The organism is Nocardioides agariphilus (genome assembly GCF_015352445.1).
Classification (GTDB): Bacteria; Actinomycetota; Actinomycetes; order Propionibacteriales; family Nocardioidaceae; genus Nocardioides; species Nocardioides agariphilus.
In genome coordinates, this window is the sequence record NZ_JADKPO010000007.1 from 60377 (window position 1) to 81067 (window position 20691).

Consider the following 20691-nt stretch of genomic DNA (forward strand, 5'->3'; position numbering starts at 1 on the left):
GCAGGCCCTCACCGGCCCCGGGTCGCCGGTCCCAGTCGAGACTCTCGCTGCAGCGATCGCGGAGCCAGCCCGCTAGCCTGCGCCGGTGGACCGCTGGACCTACCGCCCTGAGCTCGACGGACTCAGGTCGGTGGCGGTCTACCTCGTGCTCCTGTTCCACTGCGGCCTGGGCCCGCTCGACGGCGGGTTCGTCGGGGTCGACCTGTTCTTCGTGCTGTCGGGGTTCTTGGTCTCGCACGTGATCTGGGCCGAGGTCGACAAGCGCGGCACGGCCCGCCCGGGCCAGTTGCTGGGCTGGTTCTACGCCAGGCGCGTTCGGCGCCTGCTGCCAGCCGCCGTGCTGGTCATCGTGACGACCGCTGCGCTCCAACTGCTGGTGGCCAGCACACCGCAGCGCGCCGGCATGGTGCGCGACGGCCAGGCCGCTCTCGTCTACCTCTCCAACTGGCAGTTCATCGCCGACTCCCGCGACTACTTCGCGGCTGACTCGACCGACACGAGCCCTTTCCTCCACTACTGGTCGCTGTCGATCGAGGAGCAGTTCTACGTCGTCTTGCCCCTGGTGCTGCTCGTCCTGCTCCGACTGCGGCGGTCGGCCAGGACCGTGCTCCTCGTGCTGGCCGCGGTGGTGGTGGCCTCTGTGGCTCTGCAGCTGTGGCGCGCAGCCGGTGACCCGACGTACGCCTACTACGCCACCGAGACGCGCATCTACCAGCTCGCCGCCGGAGTGCTGCTCGCCCAGGTGACCCGCCTGGTCACCATCCCGGTCGTGCGAGCCCGGGTGCTGGCGCTGGTCGGTGTCGTCGGGATCGTGGTCGTCGGATCGTCGCTCGTCGACGTCTCGGCATCGGTGCGCGGACTGCTGGCGACCCTGTTCTCGGTTGCTGCGATCGCCGGACTGTACGGCGACCCGCAAGGGCCGACGTCGCGGCTCCTGGCCCTGCCCGCGCCCCGCTACCTCGGGCAGATCTCCTACGGCACCTATCTGTGGCACTGGCCGCTCATCTTGGTCCTGCGCGACGTCTTCGACGTGCGCCCGCTGGTCCTGGCCCTGGTCGCGGCCCCGGTTGCCACCGGGCTCGCGGCGCTGTCCTACCAGCTCTTCGAGCGGCCCATCCGGCGTGCCGAGCCGCTCGAGAAGGTCCGCTGGCCGGTGGTCACCGTGGGTCTGGCGGTCAGCGCCGTGATCGCAGCGGTGGTGCTGCCGCCGGTGCTGCATGCCGAGGTGCGTCCCGCCGTCCAACGGGCCTCGAAGGACGGTCCGGCTGGCGCGGGCGGGGTGCCGTGGGCCGATGACCCCGTGCCCGCTGGCCTGGACCTGGTAGGCGCGTTGGGCGACGTCCCGGACGCCGGGGATCCGTGCACGGTCGACGACCTGGACATCTGTGTGCTCGAGTCCGGGTCGAGACAGCGAGTGCTGTTGATCGGCGACAGCCAAACCGCGATGTTCGTCACCGCCTTCCGCTCCCTGGCACGCGAGCACGACTTCACCTTGCTGACCAACGTCGTGCGCGGATGCGCGTGGCCCGCGGGGCTCGTGCCGCGCTGTGGCGATGAGCTCGAGACGTTCTACCGCGACGTGCTGCCCCAGCTCGACGTCGACGTCGTCGTCGCTGTCAGCCTGGCCAGGTACGAGAAGAGGTGGCAGGTACGCCTCAACTCTCCCGACCGGCCCCCCGGAGAGACGCTGGCCCAGCTGCACCTGCGCAAGACCTCCGAGACGGTCGAGAAGATCCACGCGGCCGGAGCGCGACTCATCATCGTCAAGGCGCTACTGGGCACCGAGGGCTACCTGCGCAACGGACCGGACCCACTCGACTGCCTGGCCCGAGCCAAACGCCTCGGTGACTGCGCGCTGATACCGCCGATCGGCAAGCCCTTCACCGACGCCATCATGCAGACTCTCGCGATCGAGTCACCCGACGACACCGCCACCGTCGACCTCAACCCCGTGCTCTGTCCCGACTACCCGATCTGCCGTCCGATCAGCGGCCGCACGATCGTGTGGAAGGACGCCCACCACGTGACGGGCACGTTCCTCGACGAGCAGCGCGCCGACATCTGGGCCCGACTGAGGGCGACCGGACTGCTCGACTGACGGCTTCCTCTACGAACATCCGAACCAAGTCGCGCCGCGCCGCATCAGACCCACCGAGGGACCTGCTCGACGTCCCTGCGGACCCTGGCCGCGTCACGGCGGCCAGTGCACGAGCCCCCGGCGTCGACCGCGCCGGGGGCTCGGATATCTCTGGTGGTCAGGTGTGGTGGCGGGCGATGTCCGGCTCCACCAGCAGTGGCGTGATCCCACCGAGCCGCCGATGGAACCGCACGTGCGCGGCGTACGCGTCGAGGACCTTCCACAGGGCTCGGTGCGCCTCCCAGGGCAGCGGCTCGTCGCCGTGGCGCCACGTGGAGCCGAAGGCGATCCAGACAGCAACCCAGTTCGTCGCACAGTCCCAGGCGCCGCGTTGCGCCTCGACGAGGCGACGGCGTACCTGGAACTCCGTACGCCGACCGTCCAGGCAGTTGGGTGCCGTTCGGATCGGCCACACCCTCATGTCGCGCACCATCAAGACGAGCTCGAGGTCCTCGAGCATCGCCGGATCGACGAGAACGGTCGCGACGTTCTCGTGGGGCGCGCGCCTCATGCGGGCAAGGTAACCCCCGACCCGGGCTCTCGTCAGCCCGCGGTCCAGACATCAACCCCCGTACGCCGATGTCTGGACCGCGGTCTCCGCGAAGTACGCGACACGGTGCTACTGCGACCAGTGAGCCTCGTAGTCGCTGGGCCACCAGCCCTCGATCTCCACCACGCCCTGTCCTTGTGGCCACTCCTGCATCGGATGGATGACGGTGCGCAGCTGGAGCGGCGGGCCCCACTCGTCGACGTGCCAGAAGCGGCAGGTGACCCGGATGTCGGTCGCATCGAGCGGCAGGTAGGCCCAGCCGGGGATGCCGCAGCCGACCTGGATGCGCTTGCGGTGGCTGCTTCCGGCGGGGGTGTCGCAGGTGACGGTGCACTGCACGACGTAGGACCCGGCGTTGTGGAAGCTGACCGTCACGGCCGGGATCTGGCCCACCCAGCGCGGCAACGGGGTGCGGCCGGCGAACGACATGAACTCGAAGGCGTACGGCACCATCGCCGGGGCCGGCCCACTGATCGGGCCGGGGTGCACGAACGCCTCCATGTTGCGCGCTCCCTGCCACTGACTGCCCCGGACGAACTGCTGACCTGGTTCGCGTGAAGCGAGGTTCAACACCTCGGTCGCCTCGTAGGTCGCGGTGATGATGCCGAAGCCCTGGATGATCCCCGCATCCGTCGCGTAGCCACGGGCATCGGCCCACCGGCGCAGGAGGTCGTACTGCGTGTCGGCGATCCCCAGCGGGTCGGCCAACGCTCGCCGCTGACGATGCTCGCCGCGCGAGGCGATCGTGTGGGACTGCGCGAAGTGCCAGGACTCCGCGCTGCCGGTCGAGGGGCACGCCGGGACATGTCGCACGCCCTGGCTCCGGTAGTCCCAGCTGTGCGGGTCGTGCTCCTCGACGACCTCGACCTCCAACGGGATCGCGCCCCGCTTGTGACGTTCGAACGTGCCCGCCACCGGGTCGAGGACGCCGACCATGCCGGGCTCGACGGCGCGGTCGAGCGTCCAGTTGCCCCACGTCGATCCTCCGACGTCCGCACGCAGCATGGTCGTCATCAGCATGTTGTAGGACGCTGAGTCGGCCACGAGTCCGTCGCGGACCCTAAGAGCCATCTCGCTCATCGCGGCCTCCGTGGTGGGCGGTGCGGTCGTGTGCCGTGAATGCGGGGTTGCCCGAGGCCGGCGACCAGGCGAGGGTCGTCGGCCGGACTAGATCTGTGACTATCGTGACAACTTGTTGTCAACACGTTGACATTACCAGGGAGGTGCGGCCACGTTCTGCGCATGTCGAAGAACACGCCGAACACCACGCCCACCCGCCGCGCCCGCCTGATCAGCGCCGTGGCCCTGACCGCCGCCCTCCTGGCGACCGGAGGGATCCTCAGCAGCCCGACGAGCTCTGCTCTAGCGGGCGACCCGACCGGTCGCTGCTGCTAGCGACGGACGCAACGGGTTGTACGTCGCGCCGGCGAGGTCGCTGGCGCGGCGCAGGGCCGCGATGCCCTCCTGCTGCCTGCCGAGCTCGAGGTAGGCCTCGCCGACCTCGCGCCAGGCGGTGCCGGCCTGACCCGGGCCCTCGACGTCCTCGATGGCGGTGGCGGCCTGCTCGAAGTAGGCCAGCGCCTCCTCGTCGTCGCCGAGCATCATCGAGACGTGACCCAGGACGATCATCATGTGGCCGGTCAACAACCGGTCTCCGGTGGACAGGTCCTGGAGTGCTCGTCGGGCGACCTCGCCTGCCCCGACGGGGTCACCGCCCCGCAGGAGCGCGCGCGCTTGCTGGCTGCGGGCGTAGGCGAGGTCGAGCCTGCTGCCGACCTCGCGCAGCTCCTCGAGCGCGACCTCGACCTCGGCCAGCGCGCCGACGTGGTCGGGCTCGTCCTGGTGCAGCCGGAGCATGGCCGACACGACCCGCAACATCGCCACGGACCGGGTGCCGTCGATCTCGGAGTAGAGGGCCAGTGCCCGGTCGGCATGCCGACGAGCGCCGACTGCGTCGTGGCGCCTTTCGGCGATGATCGCGGCGTTCCAGGCGGCTGCCGCGCGTGAGCGTGGAGTGCCGTCCTCGGCGGCGAGCGCAATGGCTCGGTCGATCAGCATCTGCGCGCGCATCAGGTCACCGCGCTCGAGGTAGCAGCCGGCCACGGACGAGATGAGCTCGACGATCGTCGTCACCTCTTCGGCCGGGTCGCTCTGCGTAGCCTCCTCGATGGCGCGCTCGCCGATGTCGACGGCCCGGCCGAGGTCTCCGCACTCGCTGTAGGCCATCAACAGGCGCATCGACAAGACGGCCTTGGAGACGGCGCCGCTGAGCGCATGACGCCCCAGCAGCTCCTCGTAGCGGACGATGGCGGACTCGAGCTGGCCGTTGGCCTCATCGGCGCGAGCCAGACCCCAGGTCGCCTCGTCGAGGAAACGTTGAAGAGGGAGATCCTTGGCGCGCTCGAGGATCGCGGCGAACTCCTCAGCAGCCGTGGCCCGGTCGCCGTTGCGCAACGACAGCTCGGCGAAGGCCAGCTTCAGCTCGACATCTTCGTACAGCCCGGCTGGAATGCCCGACTCGAGCTGCTCGACCTCAACCTCGAGCGCGCTCGCGACTCGTTGGAGCATGGGTCCCGGGATCGGCCGACGGCCGGCCTCGATGTGCGACAGATAGCTCTTCGACACCCCGAGGGTGGCAGCCAGGTCAGCCTGCGCGATGCCGCGCGCGGTGCGGAGCGCGCGTACGCGCTCACCGGTCTCCTTGCTCAACGGACTCCCTTCTCGGAAAGGATCATGGCAGCCCGGGCATCGAAAGCAGTGCCATTTCGGCGGGACTTAGCCGAATACACCGAGAAATTGCCCCCACATCGAATGATCTCGTGGTCTGGGGCTGGTGAAGCCGCCGCGAAAGAAGGAATCTGGTGGAGCTGAGGGGACTCGAACCCCTGACCCCCTGCATGCCATGCAGGTGCGCTACCAGCTGCGCCACAGCCCCAGATCGGTTGCTCCCCGCGCGAGCGGGCAACGACCTGGAATCTTAGCCAACGGCATCCTCGCTGGCGAAATCGCCCCCGGCAGCGCGCGACGGATGCTGGCCCACCGCCGCGGTCTCGTTGTAGGACACCAGCCGCAGGTCGCCGTTGGCGGAGTTCTCGCCGAGCACCGCCCACGCACAGTTCTCCATGCCGCGCACCGTCGCGGCCACCTCGCGAGGCCAGCCGAGCATGGCGGACAGCCCGACCTTCAAGCACGCGCCGTGCATCACGACCAGAGCGGTCTGCTCTGCCTCCAGGCCGGACAGGATCTCTCGGAGTGCCGGGAGCACTCGCTCACGCACCTGCGCGCTGGACTCCTCGCCCTCGACCAGCAGCGACTCGTCGTTGACCAGCCAAGCGGCATGCTCGGCGGGGTACCGCTCGGCGAACTCCGCAGTGGTCAGCCCGGAGCGCACCCCGACGTCGTACTCGCGCAGGCGCGGGTCGAGCACGACCGGCACGCCGGCCGCGGCGGCGAAGATCTCGGCCGTCTCACGCGCACGAGCCAGGTCGCTCGACCAGATGCCGACAGGCGACATGCCGGCAAGGTAGGGCGCCGCGGCTCGTGCCTGCCCACGGCCGGTGTCGTCGAGCGAGATGTCGGCGTGGCCCTGGGCCTTCCACAGCGCGTTCCACGAGGTCTGGCCATGCCTGACCAGGACCAGGCGACGGGTCACCGCGAGTGGGAGACCACGTCGGCCGGCAGGTCGATCGACGGGCAGTCACGCCACAAGCGCTCGAGCGCGTAGAACTGCCGCTCCTCCTCGTGCTGGATGTGCACGACGACCTCGCCGTAGTCGATCAGCACCCAGCGTCCGTCACGCTCACCCTCACGACGCAGGGGCTTGGCACCCACCTCGCGCAGCTTGTCCTCGACCTCGTCGACGATGGCCTTGACCTGGCGGTCGTTGGAGGCGCTGGCGATCAAGAACGCGTCCGTGATGGCCAGCTGGTCGCTGACGTCGAAGGCGACGATCTGGCTGGCGAGCTTGTCGGACGCCGCACGGGCGGCGGTCACGACGAGCTCCACAGCCCGGTCGGTGGCGGTCACTTCTGGCCTTCCTTGCCTACGTAGAGGTGGTGCTTGGCGATGTACTGGACGACTCCGTCGGGTACGAGGTACCAGACGGGTTCGCCGCGACGCTTGCGCGCACGGCAGTCGGTCGAGCTGATCGCCAGAGCAGGGATCTCGACCATCGTCACACGGTTGGACGGGATCGCCGAAAGCGTCTGCCGGTCCATCGCGTAGCCCGGCCGCGTGCAGCCCACGAAGTTGGCCAGCTCGAAGAGCTCCTCGACGTCGCGCCAGGTGAAGATGTCGGCGAGCGCGTCGGCTCCGGTGATGAAGTAGAGCTCGGCGTCGGGCAGCTGGGTCTTGAGGTCGCGCAGGGTGTCGATCGTGTACGTCGGTCCGTCGCGGTCGATGTCGACGCGCGACACCCAGAACCTGGGGTTCGCCGCAGTGGCGATCACCGTCATCAGGTAGCGGTGCTCCGGCGGCGAGACCGTCTGGTCGGACTTCTGCCACGGGGCGCCCGTGGGCACGAAGACGACCTCGTCGAGGTCGAACCAGGACTGCACCTCGGAGGCTGCCACCAGGTGTCCGTGGTGGATCGGGTCGAAGGTGCCGCCCATCACCCCGACACGTCGCGGGGGCGGGGTGGTGCCGGGTGCGGTGCTCAGCTGTGCTCGCGCCCGCCGCCGAAGGCGATCAGCACGCCCATCGCCGCCAACAGGATCAGCAGGGTCAAGCCGCCGATGACCCAGTGGTTGACTCCACCCCAGGTCTCGCCGTGCTCCGCGGCCATCACGACTAGCGTCGACATGGCCGGAACTGTACCGGTCCCCTACCTGAGCTGGCCGTCGCCGGTCACGACGTACTTGGTCGAGGTCATCTCGGTCAGGCCCATCGGGCCGCGGGCGTGCAGCTTCTGGGTCGAGATGCCGATCTCGGCACCGAACCCGAACTCACCCCCGTCGGTGAACCGCGTCGAGGCGTTGACCAGGACGGCAGCCGCGTCGACCTCGGCGGTGAAGCGCCGGGCGGCCGTCAGGTCGGTGGTCACGATGGCTTCGGTGTGCCCCGTGGACCAGCGCATGACGTGGTCGATGGCGGCGTCGATGTCGGGAACGACGGCAGCGGCGATGTCGAGGTCGAGGTACTCGGTGGCCCAGTCCTCGTCGGTGGCCGGCAGCACGCCTTGATGGGTGGCGAAGGTCTCGTCGCCGTGGATCCTCACACCCGCCTCCTGGAGCGCGGCTACCACCCGGGGGACGAACACGTCGGCGACGTCTGCGTGCACCAGCAGCGACTCGGCGGCGTTGCACACGCTGGTGCGCTGGGTCTTGCTGTTGATCACGATCTCGAGAGCTTGATCGAGGTCAGCGGCGCGGTCGACGTAGACGTGGCAGTTGCCCACCCCCGTCTCGATGACGGGCACCGTCGACTCCTCGACGACCGAGCGGATCAGGCCGGCCCCGCCGCGAGGGATGAGGACGTCGACCAGGCCGCGAGCGCGCATCAGCGCCTTGACGCTCTCGTGGGTGTCACCAGGCACGAGCTGGACGACGTCGGCCGGGAGACCGAAGACCTGCACCGCCTCGCGAATGACCTCCACGAGTGCCCGGTTGCTGCTGCGGGCGCTGGAGGAGCCGCGCAGCAGCACGGCGTTGCCGGACTTCAGGCAGATGCCGGCGGCGTCGACGGTGACGTTGGGCCTGGCCTCGTAGATCATCCCGACCACTCCGAACGGCACCCGCACCTGACGCAGCTCGAGGCCGTTGGCGAGCGTGTCTCCGCGGACGACCTCGCCGACCGGGTCGGGCAGTGCCACCAGCTGACGAAGACCGTCGGCCATGGCGAGGATCCGCGCCGGGTCCAGCCGCAGCCGGTCGACGATGCCGGCGCTCGTGCCGTCGGACCGGGCGCGCTCCACGTCCTCGGCATTGGCGGCGAGCACGCTGGTCTCGTGGGTGACGAGCGCCTCGGCCAGGGCGGTGAGCACCGCGTCCTTCTCGGCGCGCGTCGCGAGAGCCAGTACGCGCGCGGCCGAGCGGGCGCGAACAGCCGCCTCCACGACCTCTTGCTGGATGCTCATGTGCTCAGGGTAGGCGGCGTCAGGCCGCTCCCTCGCGGGCGTCCGTGCCAGCCAGGAAGTCGACGGCCTGTCGGACCACGCTGGGGTCCTTGAGGATGCTGCGGTGGCCGAGCCCCTCGGTGCTCACCAACCGCGCATCCGGAAGGGACTCGACCAGCCGCACCGCGCCGGCGTACGGCGTCTGGCGATCGCCGCGGTCGTGGATCACCAGCGTGGGCACGGGGTCCACGTGGGAGGCCTGGTGGATGGCGTCGAACTCAGCCATCGGCACTCCGACGAAGTCGTCGAGCAGGCGGTCGAAGGCCCGCCGGGTGCGATGCCCGAACCCCAGGATCCGCTGGTACTGGTCGAACAGGGGCAGGGCCGCCACCATGGGCGCGACCAGGACCAGCCGCTTGGTGGAGAGCCAGCCGAAGCGCAAGGTCAGCAGGGTCGAGATGGCACCCAGCGAGTGTGCGACGACGGCCTCGGCCGGACCGAACTTCGCGAACACCGCGTCGAGCGCCTTGCCCAGCTCCACGCCGTGGGAGCGCTGGGGTCCGGAGGGGCCAGGGTCGGAGTCGCCGTGGGACGGCCCGTCGAAGACCACCACCCGGTAGCCGCGGCTCACCAGAGGTGGCACGAACGAGCCCAGCTGCGAGCCTCGCCCACCCCACCCGTGCACGAGGTAGACGACCGGGCCCTCGCCCCACACGTGCCCGCGGACGGTCGCGCCGAGCGACTCGACACTGAACGGTGTCCCACCTGCCGGCAGGCCCGCCGCCTCCGGCTGCGGCGGCACGGTGAACCACAGGTCCCTGGCGATCCGGGCGGCTACATGGGGCGCCACCTGGTCGACGACCCGGAACCAGCCACGTGCCAGGCCGGTACGTATGCGAACGATCGTGCTTTTCTGGAACGATGACATGACGGACTCCTGACGTGAGGACGGGACTAACGAGACGAGGCGAGCAGCTGCTCGAAGGCGGAGCGGGTGCGATCGACCGCACGTGGGTCGCGCAACAGTCGAGCCGCGTGGTGGTAGCCCAGCATCAGGCCCTGGAGGAGGAACGTGAACTGCCCGGTGTCGAGGTCCGGGCGGAAGTGCCCCTCGGAGACGGCCGTGCCGGCGACGGTGGTGATGAACTCGGCCCAGTCTCGCTGGTGGTTGACGACCGAGTCATGCATGAGGCCGGGCTGGTCGTCGTACTCGTTGGAGCCAGCGATGAAGACGCAGCCGCCGGGGAAGACCTCGGTCTCCCACACGAGCCAACGCTCGAAGAGCTCGCGCACCCGAGGCTCGCCGCGCGACGCCTTCAGCGTCGGGCGGACCACAGCGTCCGTGAACCACGCCGCAGCATGGTCCAGCGCCTGGAGCTGGAGCTGCTCCTTGGAGCGGAAGTGCGCGAACAGCCCGCTCTTGCTCATCTCGGTGCGCTCGGCGAGCTGACCGATCGACAGCGCCTCGAAGCCGACCGTCGAGGCGACCTGCAACGCCTCGTGGAGGATCGACGCCTTGGTCGCCTGTCCCTTGCTCATGCGAGCAGAATAGTACGACCGTTCGTTTCTGTCTACACCCGAGTGGCGGCGGTCAGCCCTTGCGTTGGTTGATGGCGTCGGTGGCGGCGGGCAGGACGGTGTGGAGATCACCCACGACGCCGAAGTCGACGAGCTCGAAGATGGGGGCCTCGTCGTCCTTGTTGATGGCGATGATGGTCTTGGAGGTCTGCATGCCGGCGCGGTGCTGGATGGCTCCGGAGATGCCGGCGGCGACGTAGAGCTGGGGGGAGACGGTCTTGCCGGTCTGTCCGACCTGGTAGGTGTGGGGCACCCAGCCGGAGTCGACCGCGGCGCGGGAGGCGCCGACCGCGGCGCCCAGGGCGTCGGCCAGGGCCTCGATGGGGGCGAAGTCCCCACCGGTGCCGCGGCCCCCGGAGACGACGATCGCGGCCTCGGTCAGCTCGGGGCGCCCGGACTTCTCCCGCGGCTGGGCGGCCACGATCTTGGCGGTCTTGGCCGCCTCGGAGATGGTGGCCGCGAACGCCTCGACGGTGCCGGCCCCGGCCGACTCCTCGGGGTTGGCCGCGTTGGGCTTGACCGTGATGATCGGGGTGCCCTGGGTGACCTTGGCGGTCACGGTGTAGTTGCCGGCGAACACCGACTGGGTCGTCACCGGCGCTCCGTCACCGGGCTGGACGTCGACCGCGTCGGTGATCAGTCCCGATCCGGTCTTGATCGCCAACCGGGCGGCGATCTCCTTGCCCTCCGGCGTCGAGGTGATCAACACGGCGGCCGGGCCCCCCTCGCCGATCTTCTCGACCAGCTGGGCCAGCGCCTCGGCCTTCGGGGCGACCAGGAAGCCCGCGATCTCGGCGTCCTCGACGACGTAGACCTTCTCGGCGCCGTACCGGCCCAGCGACTCGGCGGCCGCCATGCCGGCATCAGCGGGGCCGATGAACACCGCCGAGGGCTCCCCCAGCCGCTTGGCGATGGTCAGCAGCTCGAAGGTCGGCTTCTTGACCACGCCGTCGGCATGGTCGACAAGAACGAGAACCTCAGACATGGAACGGTGCTCCTCAGACAATCCGTGGGGGTCAGATGAACTTCTTGGAAGCCATGAACTCGGTCAGCGCCGTAGCGCCCGAGCCGTCCTCGTCCTTGACGATCTCGCCCTGGCTGCGGGGCGGGCGGGCCTCGGTGCCCTCGACCACCGACCACGCCACCGACAGGCCGACCTGGTCGGCCGGCACGTCGAGGTCGGCCAGCGAGTAGGTCGCCATCGGCTTCTTCTTGGCCGCCATGATCCCCTTGAACGACGGGTACCTGGCCTCACCGGACTGGTCGGTCACCGACAACACCAACGGCATCGTGCCGCCGATCACCTCGGTCGCGGTGTCACCATCGCGCTTGATCCGGACCTGGTCGCCCTGGGTCTCCACCACCGAGGCCAACGTCACCTGCGGCACACCGAGCCGCTCGGCCAACATCGCCGGCAACACCCCCATCGACCCATCGGTCGAGGCCATGCCGCACATCACCAGATCCGGTACGTCGCCGCCGGCGGCCTTCTTGACCGCCGCGGCCAGCACCAGCGACGTCGCGATCGCGTCGGACCCGGCGATGGCCTCGTCCGAGACATGCACCCCAGCATCAGCGCCCATCTGCAACGCCTTGCGGACCGCGTCCACAGCCTTCTCCGGACCCACCGTCAACGCCGTCACCGACACCGACTCCGGATCCTCGGCCTTCTCCTTCAACCGCAACGCCTGCTCCACCGCATACTCATCGAGCTCCGACAACAACCCATCCACACCCAACCGGTCCACGGTGTTGTCAGCCTCGAAGCCACGGTGAGCAGTGGCATCCGGCACGTACTTCACACACACGACGATCGAAGTCACGGCCCAGAGGCTACTAGCGCGTAACCGCCCGTCCCCCGGCGGTCGGGGTGCGATGCCTCACAGACGGCGCTGACGGCGTCGCCATCTGGCGATGCGCGCTCCTGGCGCGACCGGCGGCCGACCCGGGCGCAAGCCGGGCTACACGTCGGTCACCAAGATCTCGTGGCGCACCTCGAGAATGTGAGCCGACCGGGCCTGTGCCCCGGAGGTTCTGGTCTCAGGGCCTGATGACTCGGTCGATGATCTTGCCGACCACGAGCCAGACGACGGCGGCGATGCCCCAGTTGATCAGGGCGTCCTTGGTCTCGGCGTTCTTGCCGTCGAACCCGAACACGCCATTGCCGCGGTCGAAGACCCCGAGGTCCAGCTTGTCGGCGGCGTCGAGCACGAACTGGACGAGGTCGTTGCCCCGGTTGACGGAGTCCTGCAGCGCGATCAACAGCGCTCCGGCGGCCAGGATCAACGCAGCGATGACGCAGACCAGCCAGACCAGCTGCGCCAGCCGGAGGCGGACGAAGTCCGCACCGGCCTTGGCCTTGGCTGCTGCGGCTGCACCCCGCCCGGGCTGCTGGTCGGAGTCCTGGCCTGCTCCACCGGCCTGGCGGTTGCGCCAGCTCTGCGGGTCGTTGCTCTGGTCGGACACGTGCTCAGAATCCCACTTCCGCGCCGTCAACGACCGACGAACCGCGCTTTCCCCGGGCCGTTCTCGACGAACGACCTCATGCCGATGTCGCGGTCCTCGGTCGCGAACAGCGCCGCGAACTGCTGCCTCTCCATCTCCAACCCGGTCTCGAGGTCGGTCTCGAGCCCGCGATCGATGGTCTCCTTGGCCGCGCGGAGGGCGAAGGCAGCGGCGTTGGCGAACTGGCCCGCCCACGCGACCGCTTCGGCGTACACCTGGTCGGCCGGCACGACCCGGTCCACCATGCCCAGCGCCAGCGCCTCATCGGCCTTGACGAAGCGTCCGGTGAAGATCAGGTCCTTGGCCTTGCTCGGCCCGATCAGCCGGGTCAGCCGCTGGGTGCCGCCGGCACCCGGCATCACGCCGAGGAGGACCTCGGGCTGGCCGACCACGGCGTCCTCGGCTGCGAAGCGCACGTCAGCACACAAGGTCAGCTCGAACCCGCCGCCGAGTGCGTAGCCGTTGATGGCGGCCACGACCGGCTTGGGGATGCGCGCCACCGTCGTGAAGGCGCCGTGCATGACGCCCGAGCGCCGCGCCATGTCGACGTACGACATGTCGGCCATCTCCTTGATGTCCACACCGGCGGCGAAGACACGTTCGCCGCCCCACAGCACCACGGCGCGTACGTCGTCACGCTCGGTCGCCTCCTGGGCCGCGGCCTTGATGTCGTCTTGCATCGCAGCGCTGAGCGCGTTCATCTTGGGACGGTCCAGTCGGATGGTGCCGACCCCGTCGGCCACCTCGAGGCGCACGTGCTCGCCCATGGCGTGTCTCCCTTCGTGCGGACGCAGGAGACCTTAGCGACCACCGTTTCCCGGGTCCTGCGACGGGTTGCCGGGCACTGGCAGCACAATGTGTCGGGTGATTCCGGAGAGCTGGGCGTGGCGGACCCGCGACGAGACGCTCCCCGTCTGGCCCGGCCACCACCAGGACCTGGGTGCCACGTGGCGTCCGGAGGCCACGAACTTCGCGGTGTCGGCTCCCGAGGCCACCGCCGTGTGGGTGTGCCTGTTCGACGACGACGACGTCGAGACCCGGCACCAGCTGACCGAGCACACGCTGGGTGTCTGGAACGGCCAGGTGCCGGGGGTTCGCGTCGGCCAGCGCTACGGGTTTCGCGCCGACGGCCCGTGGGACCCGCGGCACGGCCGCCGTCACAACCCCAACAAGCTTCTTCTGGACCCCTACGCGATGGCGATCACCGGCGAGCCGACTCCGGGGCCGGCCCTCCTCGACTACGACCCGGTCACGAACACCCGCAGCGCGGTCGACTCCGCGCCGTCCATGCCGCGCAGTGTCGTGGTGCACGACGAGTTCGACTGGGGCGAGGACCGGCCGATGCGGCGGCGCTGGCGCGACACCGTGATCTACGAGCTGCACGTCAAGGGGTTCACCCAGCTCCACAACGAGATCCCCGAGCACCTGCGCGGCACCTACGCCGGTCTCGGCACCCCCACTGTGACCAACTACCTCAACGACCTGGGCGTGACCGCTGTCGAGCTGATGCCCGTGCATCAGTTCTTCACCGAGCCGGCCGTCGCCGCCCGCGGGATGGTCAACTACTGGGGCTACAACAGCATCGGGTTCTTCGCCCCCCACGCCGCCTACAGCTCCTCGGGGGACCGCGGGCAGCAGGTCACCGAGTTCAAGCAGATGGTCAAGAGCTTCCACGACGCCGGCATCGAGGTGTTCCTCGACGTGGTCTACAACCACACCGTCGAGGGTGAGTCGACCGGACCGACGTACTCCTTCCGCGGCCTCGACGACCTAGGCTTCTACAAGCGTTCGGGGGCACCCGGTAGCGCCTACCTGGACATCACCGGCTGCGGCAACACGGTCGACTCCTCCAACAACGACGCGCTGCGCCTGATCCTCGACTCCCTGCGCTACTGGGTGACCGAGATGCACGTCGACGGCTTCCGCTTCGACCTGGCCTCCGCGCTCGCGCGCACCGGGCACGAGATCGACATGCGGAGCGCCTTCCTGACCACCATCGGCCAGGACCCCGTGCTGCGCAACGTGAAGCTGATCGCCGAGCCGTGGGACGCCTCGATGGACGGTTACCAGGTGGGGCTCTTCCCGCCGCCATGGGTGGAGTGGAACGACACCTACCGCGACACGATGCGCGAGTTCTGGCTCAACCCGGGCCCGATCCGGGCCGTGGCCTCACGGCTGTCGGGCTCTTCCGACCTGTACGCCGACGACGGGCGCTCGCCGTACTCCTCGGTGAACTTCGTGACGGCGCATGACGGCTTCACCCTGCGCGACCTGGTCAGCTACGACCACAAGCACAACGAGGACAACGGCGAGGGCAACCGCGACGGGGCCGACCACAACCGGTCGTGGAACCACGGCGTCGAGGGCGAGACCGACGACCCGGAGATCCTGGCCCTGCGGCGCCGGCAGGCTGCGAACCTGATGATCACGCTGTGCCTGTCGAGCGGCAGCCCGATGATCACGGCCGGCGACGAGCGCGGGCGCACCCAACGCGGCAACAACAACGCCTACGTGCAGGACAACGAGGTCTCCTGGGTCGACTGGCGCCCCGACGACGCCTGGCTCGACGTCTACGAGCTGACCAAGACCGCGCTGCGCCTGCGCCGCGACCACCACACGCTGCGCCAACGGCACCACTTCGCCGGCACCCCGAGCCTCGAGGGGGGTCCCAAGGACCTCGCCTGGATGCACCCCTCGGGCCGTGAGATGGAGGCGCAGGACTGGTTCGACGAGTCGCTGCACGTGATCGGCATGTTCGTCTCGGGCGACCCGCTGCGCTCCCCCGGCCCGCGCGGCGAGCAGCAGCGCGACAGCTCGTTCCTGATGTGGTTCAACGCCGATGACGCCGAGGTCGAGGTGACCCTGCCGAAGGACGACTGGGTGAAGTCGGGCGAAGTGGTGCTCTCGACGTGCGCCGACCACCCCGTCGGCACCCCGGCCGAGGCCGGCGAGACCCTCACATTGGGCCCCCGCACGGTCGTCGTCCTGCGCCACTCCTGAGCCGAGGCTCAGCCAGGCACGGCCACCACGCCGAGCTCGGCGACGGAGGCGAGCAGGGAGTTGCGGGGTACGACGCGCACGGTGTAGCCGAAGGCGCCGGAGTGCTCGAGGGTGACGGTGCCGTCGAAGCGGTACCGGCCCCCCTCGTAGGTCTCCACCGGCGCCAGAGAGGCCGTGGTCGTGTTGACCAGTGCGTCGTCACTGTCGATCACCCCGTGCACCAGCTGGACGTCGACGTCGTCGGGACTCAGCGAGCCCAGGGCCACGAACGCCCGGACCGTGAGCGAGTCACCGACCTCGGGAGCGTCGCCGACGCCCTCGCTCTCGACGTGCTCGACGCGAACCTCGGCCCAGCCGCCCTTGACCTTCTTCTTCCAGGCGGCGAGCTTGGCAGCGCCGGCGTAGTCGTCGTTGAGCGCCCGCCCGTTGACGGCCGCCGGGGTGTAGAGGTTGCGGGTGTAGTCGCGCACCATCCGACTCGCCAGCACCTTCGGGCCGAGCGACTTGAGGGTGTGGCGCACCATCTCCAGCCAGCGGGTCGGGACGCCCTCGCCGTCGAGGTCGTAGAACTTCGGCGCCACGTCGTTCTCGATCAGGTCGTAGAGCGCGTGGGCCTCGATGTCGTCACGACGGTCGGGGTCCTCGATGCCGTCGGCCGACGGGATGGCCCAGCCGTTGTTGCCGTCGTACCACTCGTCCCACCAGCCATCGAGGATCGAGAGGTTCAGGCCGCCGTTGAGGGCGGCCTTCATGCCGGACGTGCCGCACGCCTCGTAGGGGCGCAGCGGGTTGTTGAGCCACACGTCGCAGCCGGGGTAGAGCGGCTGCGCCATCGCGATGTCGTAGTTGGGCAGGAACACGATGCGGTGGCGGACCTCGGGGTCGTCGGCGAACCGGACGATCTCCTGGATCAGCTTCTTGCCGCCGTCGTCGGCCGGGTGCGACTTGCCCGCGATGATCAGCTGGATCGGACGCTCGGGGTGCGTGAGCAGCTTCTTCAGGCGTGCGGGGTCGCGCAGCATCAAGGTGAGCCGCTTGTAGGACGGCACGCGCCGCGCGAAGCCGATCGTGAGCACGTCGGGGTCGAGGGCCGTGTCGACCCAGCCCAGCTCCGCCTTGGCGATGCCGCGGTCCTGGCTGGACTTGCGCAACCGACGGCGGGCGTCGTGGACCAGTCGCTCTCGCAGCTCGCGCTTGACGGCCCAGATCTCGGTGCCGGGCACCTCGTCGACGGTGCGGAAGAAGGCGTCGACGTCGTCGCCGTCGGGGTCGACCCCGCGGGAGGTGGCCAGCTCGATGACCTCGCGGGCCACCCAGGTCGGCGCGTGGACGCCGTTGGTGATCGACCCGATCGGCACCTCGGCCTCGTCGAAGGCGGGCCACAGGCCGTTGAACATCTCGCGGCTGACATGGCCGTGGAGCAGGGATACGCCGTTGGCGCGCTGGGAGAGGCGGAAGCCCATCACGGCCATGTTGAACACCGAGGGGTCGCCGCCCTCGTAGTCCTCGGCCCCGAGGGCGAGCACCCTCTCGACGGGTACGCCGGCTGTTGGGCCGCTGGCGCCGAAGTACTGCTCCACCAGCTCGCGCGGGAAACGGTCGATGCCGGCGGGCACGGGAGTGTGGGTGGTGAACACGGTCGACGCGCGGGAGACCTCGAGGGCGGTGTCCCAGTCGAGCTTCGGACCCCCGTCCGGTGATCCGTCCGGTGATCCGTCCGGTGACCCGTCCGGCGACCCGTCGCCGACGGTGAGCTCGCGGATGCGTTCGAGACCCAGGAAGCCCGCGTGGCCCTCGTTGGTGTGGAAGACCTCGGGCGCCGGCGCTCCGGTCAGGCGGGAGTAGACGCGCAGGGCCCGCACCCCGCCGACGCCGAGGAGCAGCTCCTGGCGGAGTCGGTGCTCCTTGGTGCCGCCGTAGAGGCGGTCGGTGACCTCGCGGTAGGGGTCAGGGTTGCCCTCGACGTCGGAGTCGAGCAGCAGCAGCGGAACCCGACCGACGCTCGCCACCCAGATGCCCGCCAGCAGTGCCGGACCCCCGGGCATCTCGATGGACACCGTGGCTCGGGTGCCGTCTGGCTCGCGCAGCATCGAGAGCGGCAGCTCGTCGGGGTCGAGCACGGGGTAGGTCTCCTGCTGCCAGCCCTCCCGTGAGAGCGACTGCTTGAAGTAGCCCGACTTGTAGAGCAGCCCCACACCGACCAGCGGCACGCCGAGGTCGCTGGCTGCCTTCAGGTGGTCGCCGGCCAGGATGCCCAAGCCGCCGGAGTACTGGGGCAGCACTGCGGTGATGCCGAACTCCGGCGAGAAGTAGGCGATCGCGCGCGGCGCGTCGGCACCGGCCTTTCGCTGGTACCAGCGGTCCGTGGTCAGGTAGGCGTCCAGGTCGGCCTTGGCCGCAACGAGACGGTCGAGGAACCCGTCGTCGTCGGCGAGCTGTCCCCAACGCTCGCGCCCGACGGCGCCCAGCAGCCGCACCGGGTCGTGCTGCACGGAGTCCCAGATCTGCGGGTCGACGGAGGCGAAGACGTCCTGGGTCGAGGGGTGCCACGACCACCGGAGGTTGCCTGCCAGGTCGGCCAGCGGGGCCAACACCGGCGGCAGGACGGGACGTACGATGAATCGACGGATCGCGCGCATTTGAGGAAGGTAGTCCTTTTCCTCTGGATCGTTCCAAATTCTCGCCGCATCTCGGTGGTTGAGGACTCAGCTTCCCCGTCTCACACCCGGAGCGCGGCTTGCACGGGTGCCCGGCGACCCGCAATGGTGGGGAGCATGGTCGGGCGTATCCCCATCCTCCACGTCATGCCCGTCGTCGATCTCGGCCGGCAGGCGGCCAAGGCCACCGTTGGCGAGCCGATGCCGGTCTCGGCGACCGTGTTCCGCGAGGGGCACGACAAGCTCGGCGCCGAGGTCATCGCCACGGACCCACGCGGCAACCGGCGCGAACCGGCCGCCCTGGTCAAGCATCCCGAGCGGCCCGACGTCTACGAGGGCTTCGTGACCCCCGACGCCCAGGGAGCCTGGACCTTCGAGGTGCAGGCGTGGTCCGACCCGATCGGCACCTGGCAGCACGCCGCCGGTCTGAAGATCCCCGCCGGCGTCGACGTCGAGCTGATGTTCACCGAGGGCCGGTTGCTGCTCGAGCGGGTCAAGGAGATGGTGAGCGAGGCGGCGGAGAAGGAGACCCTCGAGGGGGCGATCGCGGCCACGCAGGACCTCGCGCGACCCGTCGAGGCGCGGCTGGCTGCCCTCCAGTCCCCCGCCCTGACCAGACTGCTGGCCGCACACCCGATCCGCGAACTGGTGACCGTCGAGGGCCCCTACCCGATGTACGCCGACCGTCAGCGCGCGCTGTACGGCTCCTGGTACGAATTCTTCCCCCGCTCCGAAGGCGCCTACGTCGACGAGGCGACGGGCAAGGTCGTCAGCGGGAACTTCGTGACCGCCCGCAAGCGCCTGGACTACGCGGCCGACCTCGGCTTCGACGTGGTCTACCTGCCGCCGATCCATCCGATCGGCGAGGTCAACCGCAAGGGCCCCAACAACACCTTGGACCCCGGACCCGAGGACACCGGCTCACCGTGGGCGATCGGCTCCAAGCACGGGGGTCATGACGCGATCCACCCCGACCTCGGGACCTTCGAGGACTTCGACGCGTTCGTCGGCCACGCCAAGGAGCTCGGGCTGGAGATCGCGCTCGACCTCGCGCTCCAGTGCGCGCCGGACCACCCGTGGGTCGAGAGCCACCCGGAGTGGTTCACCACCCGCGCCGACGGCACCATCGCCTACGCCGAGAACCCGCCCAAGAAGTACCAGGACATCTACCCCGTCAACTTCGACAACGACCCGATCGGCATCTGCCGCGAGGTGCTGCGGATCGTGAAGCTGTGGATGTCGCACGGCATCCGCATCTTCCGCGTCGACAACCCCCACACCAAGCCCGTCGCGTTCTGGGAGTGGCTGCTGCGCGAGGTGCGCCGCACCGACCCCGACGTGCTGTTCCTGGCCGAGGCCTTCACGAGGCCCGCGATGATGAGCACCCTCGGCGCGATCGGCTACCACCAGTCCTACACGTACTTCACCTGGCGCACGGCCAAGTGGGAGATCGAGGACTACCTCCGCGAGCTGTCCCACCACACCGACCACCTGATGCGGCCGAACTTCTTCGTCAACACCCCCGACATCCTCCACGAGTCGCTGCAGTACGGCGGCCCGGCGATGTTCAAGATCCGCGCGGTGCTGGCGGCCACCGGCTCTCCGAGCTGGGGCGTCTACTCCGGCTACGAGCTCTACGAGCACGTGGCGGTCAAGCCGGGCAGCGAGGAGTACCTCGACTCGGAGAAGTACCAGATCCGGATCCGCGACTGGGACCGCGCGGAGGCGGAGGGCCGCACGCTCGCGCCGTACATCCGGGGCCTGAACCACGTACGACGCGCACACCCGGCTCTGCAGCTGCTGCGCAACGTGACCATCCACTCGGCCGAGGACGAGAACGTGCTCGTGTTCTCCAAGCGAGCCGGCGACGACCCCGACGACCCCGACGACGTGGTCATCGTCGTGGTCAACCTCGACCCGCACGGCGCGCGAGAGACGACCGTGAACCTCAACATGCCCGCGCTGGGCATGGGCTGGCACGACACCTTCAACGTCTACGACGAGATCACCGAGCAGACCTGGAACTGGAAGGAGCGCAACTACGTGCGTCTCGATCCCGGCCACGAGCCCGCCCACATCCTCAGCGTGAGGAAGTCGTGACCCAGGACCCCAGCGATCCCGCCGTGCTCGAGTCGGTCCGGGGGGACTTCAGTGAACAGACGCCGACGCCCCCGGCAGGGGTCGACGTCTCGGAGGAGGTCCGCGAGGTCGA

The 20691-nt window shown here is 69.5% G+C and carries 18 protein-coding genes and 1 tRNA gene; 3 read left to right on the forward strand and 16 right to left on the reverse strand.

Going from position 1 to position 20691, the window contains the following annotated elements; genetic code table 11:
• Positions 1-85 precede the first annotated feature (85 nt).
• Positions 86-2098, forward strand: coding sequence for an acyltransferase family protein (locus ISU10_RS24065; RefSeq protein ID WP_194695640.1), 2013 nt, complete (start codon positions 86-88; stop codon positions 2096-2098).
• A 157-nt stretch (positions 2099-2255) separates the two neighbouring features.
• Here ISU10_RS24065 and ISU10_RS06880 read toward each other — a convergent pair whose 3' ends face one another.
• From ISU10_RS06880 to ISU10_RS06950, 15 genes are all read right to left on the reverse strand, one after another.
• Positions 2256-2648 carry a hypothetical protein gene (locus ISU10_RS06880; RefSeq protein ID WP_194695641.1) on the reverse strand — a complete coding sequence of 131 codons (393 nt, stop codon included), beginning with the start codon at positions 2646-2648 and terminating at the stop codon, positions 2256-2258.
• Positions 2649-2756: 108 nt separating this feature from the next.
• Positions 2757-3767, reverse strand: coding sequence for a hypothetical protein (locus ISU10_RS06885; RefSeq protein ID WP_194695642.1), 1011 nt, complete (start codon positions 3765-3767; stop codon positions 2757-2759).
• A 282-nt stretch (positions 3768-4049) separates the two neighbouring features.
• The gene (locus ISU10_RS06890; RefSeq protein ID WP_194695643.1) at positions 4050-5396 is read right to left on the reverse strand and encodes a helix-turn-helix transcriptional regulator; all 1347 of its coding nucleotides are present in this window, start codon (positions 5394-5396) and stop codon (positions 4050-4052) included.
• A 150-nt stretch (positions 5397-5546) separates the two neighbouring features.
• A tRNA-Ala gene (locus ISU10_RS06895) sits at positions 5547-5622 on the reverse strand.
• A 42-nt stretch (positions 5623-5664) separates the two neighbouring features.
• The gene (locus ISU10_RS06900; protein ID WP_194695644.1) at positions 5665-6339 is read right to left on the reverse strand and encodes a histidine phosphatase family protein; all 675 of its coding nucleotides are present in this window, start codon (positions 6337-6339) and stop codon (positions 5665-5667) included.
• Complete coding sequence (gene rsfS / locus ISU10_RS06905) at positions 6336-6713, reverse strand: ribosome silencing factor (RefSeq protein ID WP_194695645.1); 378 nt, start codon at positions 6711-6713, stop codon at positions 6336-6338. The genes ISU10_RS06900 and rsfS overlap by 4 nt, the downstream gene beginning before the upstream one ends.
• Positions 6710-7345, reverse strand: coding sequence for a nicotinate-nucleotide adenylyltransferase (gene nadD / locus ISU10_RS06910; protein ID WP_267239128.1), 636 nt, complete (start codon positions 7343-7345; stop codon positions 6710-6712). The genes rsfS and nadD overlap by 4 nt, the downstream gene beginning before the upstream one ends.
• Complete coding sequence (locus tag ISU10_RS06915; RefSeq protein ID WP_194695647.1) at positions 7342-7488, reverse strand: hypothetical protein; 147 nt, start codon at positions 7486-7488, stop codon at positions 7342-7344. Before ISU10_RS06915 ends, nadD begins: the two co-directional genes overlap by 4 nt.
• A 21-nt stretch (positions 7489-7509) precedes the next feature.
• Entirely contained in the window at positions 7510-8760 is a 1251-nt protein-coding gene (locus tag ISU10_RS06920) for a glutamate-5-semialdehyde dehydrogenase (protein WP_194695648.1), read from the reverse strand.
• A gap of 19 nt (positions 8761-8779) precedes the next feature.
• Positions 8780-9667, reverse strand: coding sequence for an alpha/beta fold hydrolase (locus tag ISU10_RS06925; RefSeq protein ID WP_194695649.1), 888 nt, complete (start codon positions 9665-9667; stop codon positions 8780-8782).
• A gap of 26 nt (positions 9668-9693) precedes the next feature.
• Complete coding sequence (locus ISU10_RS06930; protein ID WP_194695650.1) at positions 9694-10278, reverse strand: TetR/AcrR family transcriptional regulator; 585 nt, start codon at positions 10276-10278, stop codon at positions 9694-9696.
• 52 nt (positions 10279-10330) lie between these two features.
• Positions 10331-11302 (reverse strand): electron transfer flavoprotein subunit alpha/FixB family protein, encoded by a 972-nt coding sequence (locus ISU10_RS06935; RefSeq protein ID WP_194695651.1) that lies wholly within the window; start codon positions 11300-11302, stop codon positions 10331-10333.
• Positions 11303-11333: 31 nt separating this feature from the next.
• Entirely contained in the window at positions 11334-12140 is an 807-nt protein-coding gene (locus ISU10_RS06940) for an electron transfer flavoprotein subunit beta/FixA family protein (protein WP_370864881.1), read from the reverse strand.
• 217 nt (positions 12141-12357) lie between these two features.
• On the reverse strand, positions 12358-12783 hold the full coding sequence (locus ISU10_RS06945; RefSeq protein ID WP_370864883.1) for a hypothetical protein: 426 nt from the start codon (positions 12781-12783) through the stop codon (positions 12358-12360).
• A gap of 26 nt (positions 12784-12809) precedes the next feature.
• Positions 12810-13589, reverse strand: a complete 780-nt coding sequence (locus tag ISU10_RS06950; RefSeq protein WP_194695652.1) for an enoyl-CoA hydratase/isomerase family protein — start codon at positions 13587-13589, stop codon at positions 12810-12812.
• A 97-nt stretch (positions 13590-13686) separates the two neighbouring features.
• On the opposite strand from ISU10_RS06950, the gene glgX reads away from it, so the two are divergent.
• Positions 13687-15822, forward strand: a complete 2136-nt coding sequence (glgX, locus tag ISU10_RS06955; protein ID WP_370864884.1) for a glycogen debranching protein GlgX — start codon at positions 13687-13689, stop codon at positions 15820-15822.
• A gap of 8 nt (positions 15823-15830) precedes the next feature.
• On the opposite strand, the gene glgP is transcribed toward glgX, so the two are convergent.
• Positions 15831-18461 (reverse strand): alpha-glucan family phosphorylase, encoded by a 2631-nt coding sequence (gene glgP, locus ISU10_RS06960; protein ID WP_194695654.1) that lies wholly within the window; start codon positions 18459-18461, stop codon positions 15831-15833.
• 135 nt (positions 18462-18596) lie between these two features.
• Between glgP and ISU10_RS06965 the strand changes: the two genes are divergently transcribed.
• On the forward strand, positions 18597-20579 hold the full coding sequence (locus ISU10_RS06965) for an alpha-1,4-glucan--maltose-1-phosphate maltosyltransferase (RefSeq protein ID WP_194695655.1): 1983 nt from the start codon (positions 18597-18599) through the stop codon (positions 20577-20579).
• The last annotated feature ends 112 nt before the right edge of the window (positions 20580-20691 follow it).

Coding starts and splice junctions, on each gene's coding strand:
- ISU10_RS06885 (WP_194695642.1), bottom strand. CDS start 3,767: ATGAGCGAGATGGCTCTTAGGGTCCGCGACGGACTCGTGGCCGACTCA.
- ISU10_RS06880 (WP_194695641.1), bottom strand. CDS start 2,648: ATGAGGCGCGCGCCCCACGAGAACGTCGCGACCGTTCTCGTCGATCCG.
- ISU10_RS06930 (WP_194695650.1), bottom strand. CDS start 10,278: ATGAGCAAGGGACAGGCGACCAAGGCGTCGATCCTCCACGAGGCGTTG.
- ISU10_RS06915 (WP_194695647.1), bottom strand. CDS start 7,488: ATGTCGACGCTAGTCGTGATGGCCGCGGAGCACGGCGAGACCTGGGGT.
- ISU10_RS06965 (WP_194695655.1), top strand. CDS start 18,597: ATGGTCGGGCGTATCCCCATCCTCCACGTCATGCCCGTCGTCGATCTC.
- ISU10_RS06950 (WP_194695652.1), bottom strand. CDS start 13,589: ATGGGCGAGCACGTGCGCCTCGAGGTGGCCGACGGGGTCGGCACCATC.
- ISU10_RS06925 (WP_194695649.1), bottom strand. CDS start 9,667: ATGTCATCGTTCCAGAAAAGCACGATCGTTCGCATACGTACCGGCCTG.
- ISU10_RS06935 (WP_194695651.1), bottom strand. CDS start 11,302: ATGTCTGAGGTTCTCGTTCTTGTCGACCATGCCGACGGCGTGGTCAAG.
- ISU10_RS06920 (WP_194695648.1), bottom strand. CDS start 8,760: ATGAGCATCCAGCAAGAGGTCGTGGAGGCGGCTGTTCGCGCCCGCTCG.
- glgP (WP_194695654.1), bottom strand. CDS start 18,461: ATGCGCGCGATCCGTCGATTCATCGTACGTCCCGTCCTGCCGCCGGTG.